The organism is Effusibacillus consociatus (assembly GCF_042652925.1).
Taxonomy (GTDB): Bacteria; Bacillota; Bacilli; order Tumebacillales; family Effusibacillaceae; genus Effusibacillus; species Effusibacillus consociatus.
The window spans coordinates 127083-140396 of record NZ_JBHSHC010000096.1; the positions used below are offsets into that span (position 1 = coordinate 127083).

The 13314-nt window shown below is 47.4% G+C and carries 17 protein-coding genes and 3 tRNA genes; 15 read left to right on the plus strand and 5 right to left on the minus strand.

All coding sequences use genetic code 11. The features are described from left to right. The first annotated feature begins 52 nt into the window (after nt 1–52). From ACFO8Q_RS12070 to nfsA, 5 genes are read left to right on the plus strand one after another with little or no spacing between them, the layout of a single operon-like run. On the plus strand, nt 53–499 hold the full coding sequence (locus tag ACFO8Q_RS12070) for a YhgE/Pip domain-containing protein (protein ID WP_380026033.1): 447 nt from the start codon (nt 53–55) through the stop codon (nt 497–499). A gap of 38 nt (nt 500–537) precedes the next feature. Then, nucleotides 538–690, plus strand: a complete 153-nt coding sequence (locus tag ACFO8Q_RS12075; protein WP_380026034.1) for a hypothetical protein — start codon at nt 538–540, stop codon at nt 688–690. Between the two features lie 23 nt (nt 691–713). Then, nucleotides 714–959 carry a TetR family transcriptional regulator gene (locus tag ACFO8Q_RS12080; protein ID WP_380026035.1) on the plus strand — a complete coding sequence of 82 codons (246 nt, stop codon included), beginning with the start codon at nt 714–716 and terminating at the stop codon, nt 957–959. Continuing rightward, nucleotides 956–1309, plus strand: a complete 354-nt coding sequence (locus ACFO8Q_RS12085) for a hypothetical protein (RefSeq protein ID WP_380026036.1) — start codon at nt 956–958, stop codon at nt 1307–1309. Before ACFO8Q_RS12080 ends, ACFO8Q_RS12085 begins: the two co-directional genes overlap by 4 nt. Then, a complete protein-coding gene (gene nfsA / locus ACFO8Q_RS12090) occupies nt 1293–2030 on the plus strand; it encodes an oxygen-insensitive NADPH nitroreductase (protein WP_380026037.1) in 738 nt (245 codons plus the stop codon). The genes ACFO8Q_RS12085 and nfsA overlap by 17 nt, the downstream gene beginning before the upstream one ends. A 2-nt stretch (nt 2031–2032) precedes the next feature. Here the strand turns inward: nfsA and ACFO8Q_RS12095 are convergent, their stop codons facing one another. Together ACFO8Q_RS12095 and ACFO8Q_RS12100 are read right to left on the minus strand one after the other, a co-directional pair. Beyond that, on the minus strand, nt 2033–2683 hold the full coding sequence (locus tag ACFO8Q_RS12095) for a hypothetical protein (RefSeq protein ID WP_380026038.1): 651 nt from the start codon (nt 2681–2683) through the stop codon (nt 2033–2035). 39 nt (nt 2684–2722) lie between these two features. Then, nucleotides 2723–2941, minus strand: coding sequence for a hypothetical protein (locus ACFO8Q_RS12100; RefSeq protein ID WP_380026039.1), 219 nt, complete (start codon nt 2939–2941; stop codon nt 2723–2725). Between the two features lie 148 nt (nt 2942–3089). Between ACFO8Q_RS12100 and ACFO8Q_RS12105 the strand changes: the two genes are divergently transcribed. The 4 genes from ACFO8Q_RS12105 (at nt 3090) to ACFO8Q_RS12120 (ending at nt 6949) form a co-directional block, all read left to right on the plus strand. After that, the gene (locus ACFO8Q_RS12105) at nt 3090–4175 is read left to right on the plus strand and encodes an HD-GYP domain-containing protein (protein ID WP_380026040.1); all 1086 of its coding nucleotides are present in this window, start codon (nt 3090–3092) and stop codon (nt 4173–4175) included. Nucleotides 4176–4225: 50 nt separating this feature from the next. Further along, nucleotides 4226–4393 (plus strand): hypothetical protein, encoded by a 168-nt coding sequence (locus tag ACFO8Q_RS12110; RefSeq protein WP_380026041.1) that lies wholly within the window; start codon nt 4226–4228, stop codon nt 4391–4393. Nucleotides 4394–4481: 88 nt separating this feature from the next. Further along, the gene (locus tag ACFO8Q_RS12115; RefSeq protein WP_380026042.1) at nt 4482–5465 is read left to right on the plus strand and encodes a 2-hydroxyacid dehydrogenase; all 984 of its coding nucleotides are present in this window, start codon (nt 4482–4484) and stop codon (nt 5463–5465) included. Nucleotides 5466–5572: 107 nt separating this feature from the next. Further along, nucleotides 5573–6949: an amino acid permease gene (locus tag ACFO8Q_RS12120; protein ID WP_380026043.1), complete on the plus strand. Its 1377-nt coding sequence runs from the start codon at nt 5573–5575 to the stop codon at nt 6947–6949. A 64-nt stretch (nt 6950–7013) separates the two neighbouring features. Here ACFO8Q_RS12120 and ACFO8Q_RS12125 read toward each other — a convergent pair whose 3' ends face one another. Next, nucleotides 7014–7208 carry a hypothetical protein gene (locus ACFO8Q_RS12125; protein WP_380026044.1) on the minus strand — a complete coding sequence of 65 codons (195 nt, stop codon included), beginning with the start codon at nt 7206–7208 and terminating at the stop codon, nt 7014–7016. A gap of 329 nt (nt 7209–7537) precedes the next feature. Between ACFO8Q_RS12125 and ACFO8Q_RS12130 the strand changes: the two genes are divergently transcribed. From ACFO8Q_RS12130 to ACFO8Q_RS12140, 3 genes are all read left to right on the plus strand, one after another. Then, nucleotides 7538–7624: transfer RNA gene (locus ACFO8Q_RS12130), tRNA-Leu, on the plus strand. Between the two features lie 77 nt (nt 7625–7701). Continuing rightward, nucleotides 7702–7776: transfer RNA gene (locus ACFO8Q_RS12135), tRNA-Val, on the plus strand. 84 nt (nt 7777–7860) lie between these two features. Continuing rightward, nucleotides 7861–7951 (plus strand) — tRNA-Ser (locus ACFO8Q_RS12140). 126 nt (nt 7952–8077) lie between these two features. Here the strand turns inward: ACFO8Q_RS12140 and ACFO8Q_RS12145 are convergent. After that, nucleotides 8078–8986 (minus strand): selenium metabolism-associated LysR family transcriptional regulator, encoded by a 909-nt coding sequence (locus ACFO8Q_RS12145; RefSeq protein ID WP_380026045.1) that lies wholly within the window; start codon nt 8984–8986, stop codon nt 8078–8080. A gap of 112 nt (nt 8987–9098) precedes the next feature. On the opposite strand from ACFO8Q_RS12145, the gene ACFO8Q_RS12150 reads away from it, so the two are divergent. Both ACFO8Q_RS12150 and ACFO8Q_RS12155 read left to right on the plus strand, forming a co-directional pair. Next, on the plus strand, nt 9099–9719 hold the full coding sequence (locus ACFO8Q_RS12150) for a CAP domain-containing protein (RefSeq protein ID WP_380026046.1): 621 nt from the start codon (nt 9099–9101) through the stop codon (nt 9717–9719). A 188-nt stretch (nt 9720–9907) separates the two neighbouring features. After that, on the plus strand, nt 9908–11242 hold the full coding sequence (locus ACFO8Q_RS12155; protein WP_380026101.1) for an S-layer homology domain-containing protein: 1335 nt from the start codon (nt 9908–9910) through the stop codon (nt 11240–11242). 40 nt (nt 11243–11282) lie between these two features. Here the strand turns inward: ACFO8Q_RS12155 and ACFO8Q_RS12160 are convergent, their stop codons facing one another. Next, nucleotides 11283–12806 carry a LuxR C-terminal-related transcriptional regulator gene (locus ACFO8Q_RS12160; RefSeq protein ID WP_380026047.1) on the minus strand — a complete coding sequence of 508 codons (1524 nt, stop codon included), beginning with the start codon at nt 12804–12806 and terminating at the stop codon, nt 11283–11285. 134 nt (nt 12807–12940) lie between these two features. On the opposite strand from ACFO8Q_RS12160, the gene ACFO8Q_RS12165 reads away from it, so the two are divergent. Continuing rightward, nucleotides 12941–13228, plus strand: a complete 288-nt coding sequence (locus tag ACFO8Q_RS12165; RefSeq protein ID WP_380026048.1) for a hypothetical protein — start codon at nt 12941–12943, stop codon at nt 13226–13228. The last annotated feature ends 86 nt before the right edge of the window (nt 13229–13314 follow it).

Sequence of the window (13314 nt, forward strand, 5' to 3'; positions counted from 1 at the left end):
AAACTCCAAATTAAATACTCTTATGACGAATGTGCTCGAAAGGGCACATTTTTTGTGTCTTGACACGATGACTGTGGAAGCTGCCATGGACCGTCTGGAGCAGCGGGATGTGCAGATGGTGCTTCAGATTCCGGCCGATTTTTCGAAACAGTTGCAATCCCCGGGGCAAAAAGGGACTCTTCACTATACGATCAATGAGTCCAATCCTGCGATGGTCAAAAATGTTATGCAAGGAGTATTGGCTACTATAACCGCTCAAGTGAATCGGGAAGCGGTCGCAAACGGAGTGGAAGTGGCCTTAAAACAAGCCGGAATGCCTACCCCCCAAGGGCAGGCAATGGCGAAAGGGATCTCGGAGCGTGTAACCGCCGATGTAAAAAGCATCCATCCGGTTTCCAGTTTCGCAATTCAGATGATTCCGATGATGCTGATTCTTGCTTCCTACGTGGGGGCGATGATTATGGGGCTGAACTTCTGTCCGATTTTTATCAGGCTGTGAGTTACTATCTTCCGGCGACCTACGCAGTGGAGGGGAACATGAACCTGTTGTTTGGTGGCCCAAGAACAGGTGACAGCTCTTTGGCCTTGTTCCGGATCATGATGACCTCAATAGCCATCGGAGGACTGGTCGTCGCGGGTCGAAAGGAAACCCGGAAGGAATTTGCGCCGCAAATGGAAAAAGTATCATAATAGAGAAGAGAAGGAGGCAGGCTATGCAGGATCAGCAACAAGATGTGAAGATGAGAATTTTGCTTGCCGCCAAGAAGCTGTTTGCAAAACAAGGATTTGACGGGACATCCGTCAGACAGATATGTGAAGAAGCGGGGGCCAATGTGGCTCTCGTTTCCTATCACTTTGGCGGAAAAGAAAATGTATTTCACGCGTTGTTTGACACTTTTTTCCCGGGTACAAACTGTCCGAGTATGAAGAGGTCTTTCAAGATCCGGTGGAAGGAGTGAAATTAATTATTCGGGAAGTGATTCGATTTCGTATGGAAGATCCCGAAATGGCCCGAATCATACAGCAAGAAATGTTTCTGAACAGCCCAAGAAGCGGGGTGATTTTGTCCTTTCTTGTCCCGGTCTGGGGGCAATTGAGGGAGTTATTGCAGGAGGGGCAGCGGCAGGGGATTTTTCATATGGGATCAGTCAACTTCACGGTATTGTTGATTCTCGGCTCCATGATTTTTCCCAATAGTGTTCCGATCCACGAAAAAATCACCTTGAACGAACAACGTTCCTTTGAGGAACGGGTAGAAGATACCATTCACTTTGTGTTGGGGGGATTAGGATATGAATCCAACAATTGAGCTTTTGCAGCGTCACCGGTCGATTCGCAAATACAAGTCCATACCGCTCGATTCGGAACAGATTATAGCAATCCTCCATTCGGCTCAGATGGCTTCCAGTTCAAGTAATGTACAAGCCTATAGTGTAATCGCGGTAACCGATCCTGCTATGAAAAAAGAGTTGGCGGTGCTCACCGGCAATCAGGCGTACGTGGAACAATGTCCTCTTTTTCTGGTATGGTGTGCGGATATGTACCGGCTGCGGGAAGCTTGCGAGATGCAGGGCACAGAGATGGTGCATGGAACGATGGAGAATTTTATAGTAGCGACCGTTGACACCGCTTTGGCTGCCCAAAATGCGGCGATTGCCGCGGAGTCCATGGGCCTGGGTATTGTTTATATCGGAGGAATCCGGAACAATCCGAGAGAAGTAACGAAGCTGCTGCAGCTGCCGGAGCTGGTATATCCGGTTTTTGGAATGTGTGTGGGCTATCCCGATCATACTCCGGAGATCAAACCTCGTCTTGGGAGCAAAGCTGTTTTTCATCATAATACATATGACACTGCGGGGGTCAGAGGTGAAATTGAGAACTATGATCAGGTGATGCGGGCCTATTATCTGGAAAGAACCAAAGGAAAACGGGATACTGTCTGGTCAAAGGAAATGGCCGACAAATATCGCCAGCCAATTCGTGAACATATGAGAGCTTTTCTGGAAGAGCAGGGATTCCGTTTTGACTAGGGTCAGGACAAGAACCGAACCGCTAAAGTGATGATGAGGGCGAGAGCCACCGAGATAAATCCGGCTGCCACCGCAAACAGAAAGTAAGCAAGCATTGGCCCCCAAAAAGCCTGTGCGGCGGTTACGTTGTAGACCCGTTTAACGATCATGACCATAACGGCAATTTGAAAAACTAACGTTCCCCAGCTTAAAAGCAGATACCCAATCATCAAAACCAGCTTTGCCAGCAGATGCAGCGAATCGCCGCTTGTCGGAGCAACCACGAAAGGCAGCACGACAGCGGGTATAATTAAAGAAACCACATGATACGGATAAAGCAGATACAATTCCTGTGACCGCTCTCTTCTTTCGGTCGGGTCGCTCGGATAGGTCTGATTTGCGACCATCAACAGCCCAAGCTTAACGAGCTGGCGAAATAAAAAGCGTGTAAAGAGAAGACCGCCGATCGGGCCAATAGCTACCAATGTAATAAGCCAAGGGCTAATAGGGGCGATTTTATATTGCTGCAGGTAAAGAGAGAGCACCAAAGACAAGCTGACGACGACCATGGTCAGGAAAAAGATTCGATTGGCTTGTACGTAGTTTTTCTCTGCCAACAGGCGATCAATCGTTCTGCTCGGGTATGTAAACAGGTCGAGAATGGTTTGCTGCATGAATGACCCTCCCCACCCCATCATACGTGAAGCCAACCTTTATTTCAACGTGAGAATACAGGGCACACCAAACCCGATCGCGCCCGGTTGGCTCATCTTTTCCATATACCGGATGCCTCGCTGACACTGGCTGGGGCACGCGATACATGTGTCTACCGTTACGATCTTCATTTGCGGTTGAAGTTGAGCATCGGAATGCTTTTTCTTCTTTTTCGAACCACCCTTTGAACCGGATTTTGGTTGCGGTTTGCCGGCCATGTCTGTCCCCTCTTTCTTTGGAATTCAATTATTCATATGTGGCAGGAGACCGACGTGTGCGTGTACTTCTTGCAGGTCAAAGGGGAACAGTTGACGAATACATAAAATGGCATCGTGTGATTTGATAAATAAAAGGTGGACGGGAAACATGCGCATTACACAGACAGCACATTTACAGCCGGGAGACAAGCTGGCTAAGCCCGTTTACTCGGATACGGGTCAAATTCTTGTTGCCGCCAATGTGGAATTAACATCGGGAATGATCAAGCGTTTGCAAGAATTGGGTGTGGATGCCATCTATGTATCGGATCCGCGGACAGATGATTTGGTCGCAGAAGATTCAGTTTCTGATGAGACCCGGCAACGGGCTACCCGGATCGTATACAACACGTTTTCGAGTATGATAGAGGCAAAACGATGGAATCGGGCCATTTCCGTGTCCAAGTTGGGAACTGAATTCCGTAAGGCATTCGAGGATATTTTGTACGATTTGCACAGCAAGAAAGAATTAATGATTCACCTTTCCGGAATTTATTCCTCCAGCAATTATCTGTATACCCATTCGGTGAATGTGGGGATCTATTCAGCCGCCCTGGGAATGGCGATCGGATTCAACCGCAACCGGATTCTCGAACTGGGAATCGGTGCCATGCTGCACGATATCGGGAAGACTTTTATCGCACAGGAGATCCTCGAAAAACCGGGCAAACTCACACCGGCAGAATATGAAGAAATCAAGAAGCATACCACTCTCGGGTTTGATATTTTGCGAGATCAACCGGATATTCCACTGTTGTCCGCCCATTGTGCATTACAGCACCACGAGAGAATTGACGGCAGCGGATATCCCCGCGGATTGAAGGGACATGAAATTCATCAATACGGGAAGATCGTAGGTCTTGCCGATATTTATGATGCTTTAATTTCGGCCCGTTCTTATCGGAAAGCCTTTTTGCCGCATGAAGCGTTGGACATCATATTCGCTTCCTCCGACAAATTCGATTTGGAGTTAATGACCAAATTCCGGGATCATATTGTAATTTACCCCGTTGGAATGATGGTAGCACTCAGCACAGGCGAAAAAGGGGTCGTGGTGGACATCAATTCCAAGCATCCCCATCGTCCCATCGTTCGTGTCCTGAAAAACCCAAAGGGCGAGAACGTGATTCCTTACGAGATCGATCTTTCTTCCCATTTGTCCATCATGATCTCGGAATGTGAAGACCCGTTATAAGATTCTTTTCCCCGAATACACTTATGGTAAAGGGCAGGGGGAGGCATTTCATGCGATACGTGGTGCGCAGTATTGTTCAAAATCGGATCATCAATGAACGGGAGCTGGTTGTAACGGACGACACTTGCGAAGATGAGGTGGTTGAACAGGAGCGAACTCGCGTACGACAGGTCTACCCGGAAGCAGAATGTTATATCGCTCAACGAATCAAAGAATAAGATCGGGACTCAGCAGTTGCTGGGTCTCTTGTTTTTGGGCTATGCTACCAGTAAACAAAGTGTTCGTTCGCTGGGAGGGGCAAATGAAATGAAACAAAAGGTCGTTGTCACAAGAAGAATTCCGCAAAAAGCGCTGGACATTCTAGAGAAACATGCGGAGGTTTATGTCTGGGATTCGGAAGAACAACCGATTCCAAGGCACATCCTTTTGCAGGAAGTGGAGGATGCCGCCGGGATCTTTTCGATTTTGACGGAACGGATTGATACAGAAGTATTTGAACAAGCCCCGATGCTCAAAGTGGTGAGTAATATGGCAGTGGGTGTTGACAACATCGATCTGGCCGAAGCCACGCGAAGAGGAATTCCTGTCGGACACACCCCCGGAATACTAACGGAGACCACAGCCGATTTGACATTTGCGCTGCTGATGGCAACGGCTCGCCGACTTGTAGACGCTGTCCAATTTATAAAGGATGGGAAATGGAAGAGTTGGAGTCCCATGTTATTAACGGGGCAGGAAATCTACGGGGCCACAATCGGCATTATAGGAATGGGGAGAATCGGAGAAGCGGTTGCAAAACGGGCAGCCGGATTCGATATGAACATCCTGTATCATAATCGAAGTCGCCGCCCGGATGTTGAGAAACAACTCAATGCACAATATCGCCCGCTTGAAGAGCTCCTGCGTGAATCTGACTTCGTGGTGCTGCTTACTCCTTCCACCCCCGAAACTTATCGGATGATGGGGGAAGAACAGTTTAACTTGATGCAGCCAAACGCCATTTTTATCAACACATCAAGAGGAAAGAACGTGGATGAAACTGCATTATACAATGCACTCAAGGAAGGGAAAATTTGGGCGGCTGGGTTGGACGTTTTTGACAAGGAGCCGATTGATCCTGATCACCCGCTTCTCTCCTTACCGAATGTAGTCGCTCTCCCCCATATTGCAAGTGCGAGCATTGCCACACGAACAAAAATGGCAGTGCTTGCAGCAGAAAATCTGGTTGCGGGAATTATGGGGGAAAAGCTGAAACACACCGCAAACCCGGAGGTTTATTTCGCTACCTGATCTCACAACGGCTGCCCAGCCGTTTTTTTATCGGTTGGTGATTGGATAATACTTGTAAAAACCCACAATACTAGAAGCAAATACAGAAGGTGGAGTGGGATTCGACAATGAGTTTATTTCGGACAAAAGACATAACACAATTGCTTGCCGAGAAAGAAAAAGGGCATCAGCTGAAAAAAGCGCTTGGTGCATTTGACCTCACCATGATCGGGATCGGAGCTATAATAGGGGCAGGGATCTTTGTTATCACAGGAGTTACTGCGGCAAAACATTCTGGACCTGCTTTGATTCTTTCGTTTGTTGTCGCCGGTTTGGCTTGTGCTTTCGCGGCCCTTTGTTATGCGGAATTTGCTGCTGCAGTTCCCGTGGCAGGAAGCGTGTATACGTACACTTATGCTACATTGGGTGAAATTGTCGCCTGGGTGATTGGATGGGACTTGATTCTCGAATATTTATTGGCGGTCAGTACGGTTTCCGTAGGGTGGTCAGGTTATTTTCAAAAGCTGATCAATGGATTCGGATTCCATATTCCCCCCGCTTTCGCTTCCGCAGAAACGGGAATGTTTAACTTACCGGCGTTTCTGATAGTGATTCTGGTTACTTGGCTGCTTAGCCGTGGGATTAAGGAATCGGCGAGAATCAACAATATTATGGTTGTGATAAAAGTAGCTGTGGTTCTGCTGTTTATTGCTGTCGGTGTTTGGTATGTAAAACCTGCAAACTGGTCACCGTTTATGCCTTTTGGCTGGGATGGAGTATTTGCTGGCGCTGCCTCCATATTCTTTGCTTACATTGGATTTGATTCAGTGGCAACAGCAGCTGAAGAAGTCCGTAATCCTAAGCGGGATCTGCCGTTGGGGATCATCTTGTCACTGGCGATCTGTACGGTGTTGTATATTGTCGTTTCGGCCTTGATGACCGGTATTGTTCCGTATCCAAAATTAAATGATCCGGCACCAATTTCTCTGGTACTGCAAGCAGCCGGTCAGGATTGGCTTGCAGGATTGGTTTCACTTGGGGGAATCTTAGGACTTACCACTGTTCTGTTAGTGATGTTGTATGGGCAGACTCGTGTTTTCTTCGCAATGTCACGAGATGGACTATTGCCCGAGATGTTCTCGAATGTCCACCCAAAATATCTAACCCCGTTTACAAGTACTTGGTTAATCGGTACGGTTGCCGCCGGTTTGGGAGGAATCTTCCCCTTGGAAAAACTGGCTGCATTGGTGAATATGGGGACACTCGCTGCGTTTACCTTGATTTCAGTTGGCGTAATCATTCTTCGCTCTACTCAGCCGAATCTCCCGCGCCCGTTCAAGGTTCCATTTGTGCCAGTGATCCCGTTGTTGGCGATCGGTTTTTGTATTTTCTTGATGGCCCAACTGCCAGTGGAAACGTGGGTGGCGTTCTTAATCTGGTTGGTGATCGGACTCACCGTATACCTGGTTTACGGCTATCGAAACAGCAAGCTGAATTTCAGATAGCACGGTAAGATCATGAAAAACCCCTGGGGAGTGGCTGAAATGCACCCCCTGGGGTTCTTGCTGCTTAGTATTCGGTGCTTTGCGTATAAGGGAAAGAAATGGTCCCCTCTTGATTTAGATTGCGCAATGCACGATCGGCCATTGAAACGGGGATTTGAAGACGAGACGCAACGTCAAACGCTGTTGGAAAACTCTCACCGGCAGCCAGTCTTTGTTTTACGAATTCTTGGACATTCCGTTCCATAGCGATGATATCCATTTGTGTCCCTCCTGTCTTCCGTTATTGTACCCGTGGGGAAATAAATCATGAAATGAAAAAGAGACGCTATGGGGAAGCGTCTCTTTTTCATAGAACCAAACGAAGGTGGGTTACCTGAGTGCTCTCAGGTTAGTATTATTGTAGTGTGAATATTTATACATGTCAACGATATTTTATTCCTTCTATCCGGATAGATAAAAACTGAAGAGAAACATAAAAAGCCGAAGGAAACAGGAAAAAACGATTTCATTTGTTTCGATTTGTTCACTTGACGATCTTGAAAAAGGAAGTTCGTCGTAGTATTATAACATACGTCGTCATGAGATTGTGCGGTCGTGGCGGAATTGGCAGACGCGCAAGATTCAGGTTCTTGTGGGCGCAAGCTCGTGGAGGTTCAAGTCCTCTCGACCGCACCAAAAAATTACCCCGAATATGGTTTTTTATCGTTGCAACTAAGCGGTAAACCGCCAAGTTGAACTTTATGGGGTGTTTTGCGGCTATAGCTCAGAGGGAGAGCACCACCTTGACACGGTGGGGGCCATAGGTTCGATTCCTATTAGCCGCACCAAATAGGCCTCCATTTTTTGGGGGGCCCCAGAAAGTACTCGGAGTGAACTCCGGCAGCATCAACGTCACTTTCTGGGGTGGTTCTGGAGAGGTGTCCGAGCTGGTCGAAGGAGCACGACTCGAAATCGTGTAGGCGGGGAACCGTCTCGTGGGTTCGAATCCCACCCTCTCCGCCAAAAAGAAAGCGCCTTGCGTGAGCAAGGCGCTTTCTTTTTGCCATCGCTGGCAGGTGAGTACCTCCATAAAGGACTTACAGGCCCTTATTCTCTTTTTTTCAGGTGGCCCCCCAGCCGGGCGTTTGATCAGGTCATGGGAGCTTCCAACGCCGAAAGAAAATCCGAAGACACGGTAAGATTTACAAATTCCTTCATGGCTCGGGATTGAAACTGCCCCTTCTTCCAGATGATCGAGAAGGGACGTGGAAACGAGTGGCCCTTCATCCGAACGTAGGCTAATGTGCCGAGCTTTAACTCCTTCTGGATGCTCCATTTGGATATGAAGGCAACTCCCAAACCGGCTTCCACCGCGTTCTTGATAGCCTGTGTAGAGCCAAATTGGATTTCCCGCTTTGGATGAAACTCCAACGTTCTGAACAGTTCTTCTACGACAAATCGGGTGCCTGAACCCGCTTCCCGCACGATGAAAGTTTCTTCCGTCAGGTCGGTTGTGTGTACTTCATTTAACAGTGCCAGATTATGACCGGAGGGTACAATCAATACCATCTCGTCTTCCAAAAAAGGAGTAATGATCAGATTGGCCGGGTTCACGGGTCCTTCCACCAGCCCCACATCAATCCGGTTGTTCAGTGTATTGTCTGCAATGACCTCCGTGTTTCCAATCGAGACCGAAGCCTCCACGTCCGGAAATTGTTTCGTGAAGACCGACAGCAGCTTTGGAAGCACATATTCCCCTATGGTTAAAGATGCACCGATACTCAGTTTTCCTGTTACAAGTCCCATCAAATCGTTAATTGCTTGATGCGCTTCCTGATGCAAATTCAGAATTTGTGCAGCATACTGATACAAAATTTCCCCTGCTCGGGTCATCTCCACCCGTTTGCTGTTTCGTTCAAACAATTTCACCCCATAATGATCTTCCAGCGAGTGAATCTGCTGCGAAACGGCAGGCTGGGTGAGGTTCAGAGCCTCCGCGGCTCGGGAGAAATTTTTCTTCTCCACAACGGTAACAAATACTTGTAGTTGAAAATGCAAGGGATCACCCCGATTTGCAGAAGGTATTTGTTTTCATTGTACAACATTGGGGATGAAAGAACAGTGAGCCGTGCAAATTATATTTGTATCTTCCCATCAAGGAGGCGTTTGCGTGAAACGATTGACGGTTGCGGCGGTATTATTTCTATCTTTGATTGTATTCGGGAAATCGGCCTTTGCAGAGCTGCCTCCCACACCTTATACGGTCAAATGGGGCGACAGCGTATGGAAAATCGCCCAGCGTTTCCAAGTTGGAATCGATGAAATCATAGGGCAAAACCGCTTGAAAAATCCGAATTTGATCTATCCGGGACAGCGTCTGTTGATTCCGAGAGTGGATCCAAAAGTGAGAAGTTTTGAGCAGCGCGTTCTGCAGTTGACCAATCAAGCACGTACGGCACAGGGACTCCGCCCGCTCAAATATAATTGGGAAGTGACCAGAATGGCCCGACACAAATCGGAAGATATGCGGGATCGCTCCTATTTTGCCCATCAAAGTCCAACTTACGGTTCACCCTTTGACATGCTGAACATGTACCAGATCCCGTTCAGAGGAGCCGGGGAAAACATTGCAGCCGGTCAACCGACTCCGGAGGAAGTGGTCAAAAGCTGGCTCAATTCACCGGGTCACCGACGCAATATCATGAATCCGGCTTTTACGGATCTCGGGTGTGGCGTGGCGTTTGGCGGAAACATGAGAATCTATTGGACTCAAGTATTTTTAACAAGATGATTCCGACTTGTCCGGTTACTGTTTGCCCCCTAATTTTATAGGGGGCATTTATTTTCGAGAATATTTTCGATAAATTACGACAATTTAAGCCGTATTTTTTTACGATTTAGTGTTTTCAGAAAAAAATTATAATTAAAAAACAAAATCAAAATAAAAGTTTCAGGCGGGGGGAAGAAAGGGTGAGATCCATGGGAGCTAGACTTCAAAGATGTTTGATTTTGGCAGTTATCGTGAATTTGTTTACTGTATTTCCCGTTTCTGCATTGAGCGGCACGGATCCAGCGACCACATTGTTAGATCAAACACTGGGTTCGAGCACCGGATCGACTGGAGCAGATCTTACTCAAACTGCGGATTCCATTTTGTCAGGCGGAGGACTAAACAGCGGCACTATCTCTCAACCCTTGACTCCGCTGCCGGGTTCCAATCAGCTTCCTAGTGAGTTGCCTAACGAAGTGCCGAACCAACTGCCCGATCAGCCGATCGACAATTTGATTCCCGGCTCTCAAACCGGTACCGAAGTAAATATCAGCGTAAGCAAAATATCAGGTGCCGATTCAGCGGTTCCCGGAGGTTTGATTACGTACCGGATCCTGGTTCGTAATAATAAAGACACAGCGATCGAGTCTGTTCAACTGTTGGACAAACTGCCTCAACAAGTTGCTTTCGTTTCAGCTCCTGGCGCTTCTTACAGCTCTGTGTCCAACACGGTGATTTGGAATATTGGGGAATTGGCAGCAAAGGGAGGAAGCATCCAAGAATTGCATGTGAAGGTGAATGAAAGTGCTCCGGCGGGGACACTGATTGAAAATCGTGCAACGGTAAAAATAGGAGATCGTGAAATTACATCACCGCCAAACAAGGTGATTATTGGACCTGCTGAGCACATGGCTTTTATTGATGGGTATCAGGATCAAACTTTCCGTCCTGAAAATTGGACAACAAGAGCTGAAATGGCGACCATTGTGGCCAGAATTAAGGGCTTAAAAACATATCAAAAGGAAAGATCCTTTCAGGATCTGGATCGGACACATTGGGCGTACTCCTATATACAGGCCGCAGCAGAGGCAGGAATCTTTTCCGGGTATCCGGATGGAAAGTTTTATCCGGATCGTCCTATTTCTCGGGCGGAATTGACCATGGTGGTGTTGAGAATGAACGGACTCAACCCGCCTCATTTCTCAACTGATGACAGCCATATTGCAAAAGTCTTCAAGGACGTTGGACCTTCTCATTGGGCTCGTGACGCAATTCAAACAGCCGCTCAGCTGAGTTTCGTTTCCGGTTATGCAGACGGAAGTTTCCGACCGGACAATGAGGTGAAACGTGTCGAAGCGGTGGTCATGATGAATCGCTCTTTGGGCCGGGGGCCTTTGGTTGACGGGGATGAAAAAGTGGAACAGCATTTTACGGATGTTCCGCGCACCTTTTGGGGATTCGGTTGGATTGAAGAAGCGGCGAAAAAAGGGCATCTGGGTGTCCACAGCACAGACGGAGAGCGTTTGGTCCGTTATACGAACTAGACAAAAGCCTTGACTCGATCAGAGTCAAGGCCTTTTCAAACTACCGAATAACACCCTTTCGAATCGCAAGAGCAACCGCTTGCGATTTGTTTTTGGCTCTCAATTTTTTCGTGATCGATGTGATATGATCCCTTACAGTAAATTCACTGATGTAAAGCTGCCGTGCAATTTCTTTCATCGTCAGTCCTTCGGCAACCAAATGCAAGACTTCCAGTTCCCGGTCTGTCAGATGTGATCCGGTTGGGGTGACCTCCGGTCTTGGCGGCGGAACGAATGCCGCACTGTTGGATTGGGACAAGAAGTTCTTCAGCATTTTTCCGGCATCCGCAGCGAAGACCATCGCTGTAGTGAGCGTATCGAAACTGACTTCAAAACGGACATTTTCTCCCTGATCCGCTAAAATGATTCCCACAACTTTCGACTCGTTCAATAACGGTATCACCACAGGTGAGAGTAAACCGAACTGAGTTACGTATTGCGGAGGAAACTCGGAAAGGGCATTTGAGACATAATAGGGGTGCTTGGTCAAGATCGCTTTGTGGATGGCCGGAACCCGCTCCGTTTTTTCAGTAATTGATTGAATCTGTCGAATATCGACATTAATTCCCCATAACCCCCGACCGTATTTTGGGTCTGAAGCATAGCTGAAAATTCCGCAGCGTCGAAATGGCAAATGGCGAACCACACCTGTTGCGATATTGTCCATCAATTCATGGAAATCTCGGCTTTCAATCAGTTTTCTCCCAAATTGGGCAATTGATAAGTATTTGTTTGTTTCCTGCACTTTTGTCTCCAGAAACTGCTGAATGCGCAATTGACGAACGATAAACTGACAGATGCTCTGGAGATCGGATACCGGAACTGCTTCAACCGAACACACGTAAAGGGTTTGATTGTTCCAAATAATCGGAAAGAGCAAAATCTTGTCGCGGAAAGTCCCTTCATGCAACAAGTCAACAAGCTGACCTGCCAACTGTTCGGTAGATTGGGCATGCAGAGTGCGGATGATGGACGACAAAGGGAGCCATTTGTTCCCGTACAAGGGATTGGCTACCCATTGTTTAATGCAGAATGTACCTGAATGCTCGCTTATGAGTGCAATCCAAGGCAGGAACTGGCCGCTTTTATAAGAAAAGATTTGCGACACAATCTCGTCTTCGTCAATCGGAGAGTCCTGCCAATTTGATTGCCTCCACAAGGCACTCTTCCATTTTGTAAACAAGTGGCGTAGGGTAGCTGTCAAATCCGTGCCGTTTTCTTTGACATTTTGCAAAACGGAAAAGCAAATCTGTTCGATCACGGTTAAGCATTTGGCAAGAAATGCCGGATCTGGCGGAGTCAGAAACTGCCTGACCCATTCCATATAGAAGCGCTCAAAAAAGGTTTCCAATTTGCCCTGTTGAATCAGGGGGAGGGATTGAAAAAAATAAGCAAACACCCATTGCGCTTCTGATTCTTCCGCTTCGGTTCGCTGCCCCCATTTTGCAAGTATCGAGTCCTGAAGAAGAATGAGTTCATTGCCGAATTCATGAAACTGTTGCAATGAAGTTTGGGTGTTCATCATTCCTTCACACTCCCTTGCCTATATTTCTATATTACACGATTTTAAAAAATCCGCATCTGCCTATCGAACATTCCGCCCTAACTACATAACTTGTTACTAAAAGAGATGTTTGCAGAAAAAGGGAGGAACAAAAGATGATTTCTGGGTACATGCTGTATGCACTCTGGTTGGTGCTCGGTGCAATCGGTCTGAATGTTCTTTTGGGCGTCATCCGAGCAGTAATGTCTTCCAGCTTCAGTGTCGGCAAGTTCACAATGTTCCTTAAAACCGGTATTATGTTTGGTGTTTTACCATTGTTGGTGGTTGCTCATGTGATGCCCATGGATCCGACTGGCTGGCTCTTGCAAATTGCCTACTATGCCGGAGCGGCCGGAGTATTTATCAATTACATTATGGATGCGTTCGGCAAGATCAAGAAGTGATTCCTTAAAGCAGGACGGACTCCTTGTCCGTCTTTTTTTGTTTTTCTTCTCCAGCTTGTACGGAGTTTTGGGAATGAGACGGGCAT

What these genes read in the sequence shown, in the direction of transcription:
- ACFO8Q_RS12075 (WP_380026034.1), top strand. Translation starts at nt 538, where the DNA reads ATGAACCTGTTGTTTGGTGGCCCAAGAACAGGTGACAGCTCTTTGGCC.
- ACFO8Q_RS12160 (WP_380026047.1), bottom strand. Translation starts at nt 12,806, where the DNA reads ATGATGAACACCCAAACTTCATTGCAACAGTTTCATGAATTCGGCAAT.
- ACFO8Q_RS12080 (WP_380026035.1), top strand. Translation starts at nt 714, where the DNA reads ATGCAGGATCAGCAACAAGATGTGAAGATGAGAATTTTGCTTGCCGCC.
- ACFO8Q_RS12110 (WP_380026041.1), top strand. Translation starts at nt 4,226, where the DNA reads ATGCGATACGTGGTGCGCAGTATTGTTCAAAATCGGATCATCAATGAA.
- ACFO8Q_RS12120 (WP_380026043.1), top strand. Translation starts at nt 5,573, where the DNA reads ATGAGTTTATTTCGGACAAAAGACATAACACAATTGCTTGCCGAGAAA.
- ACFO8Q_RS12155 (WP_380026101.1), top strand. Translation starts at nt 9,908, where the DNA reads ATGGGAGCTAGACTTCAAAGATGTTTGATTTTGGCAGTTATCGTGAAT.
- ACFO8Q_RS12100 (WP_380026039.1), bottom strand. Translation starts at nt 2,941, where the DNA reads ATGGCCGGCAAACCGCAACCAAAATCCGGTTCAAAGGGTGGTTCGAAA.
- ACFO8Q_RS12105 (WP_380026040.1), top strand. Translation starts at nt 3,090, where the DNA reads ATGCGCATTACACAGACAGCACATTTACAGCCGGGAGACAAGCTGGCT.
- ACFO8Q_RS12165 (WP_380026048.1), top strand. Translation starts at nt 12,941, where the DNA reads ATGATTTCTGGGTACATGCTGTATGCACTCTGGTTGGTGCTCGGTGCA.
- ACFO8Q_RS12125 (WP_380026044.1), bottom strand. Translation starts at nt 7,208, where the DNA reads ATGGATATCATCGCTATGGAACGGAATGTCCAAGAATTCGTAAAACAA.
- ACFO8Q_RS12095 (WP_380026038.1), bottom strand. Translation starts at nt 2,683, where the DNA reads ATGCAGCAAACCATTCTCGACCTGTTTACATACCCGAGCAGAACGATT.
- nfsA (WP_380026037.1), top strand. Translation starts at nt 1,293, where the DNA reads ATGAATCCAACAATTGAGCTTTTGCAGCGTCACCGGTCGATTCGCAAA.
- ACFO8Q_RS12115 (WP_380026042.1), top strand. Translation starts at nt 4,482, where the DNA reads ATGAAACAAAAGGTCGTTGTCACAAGAAGAATTCCGCAAAAAGCGCTG.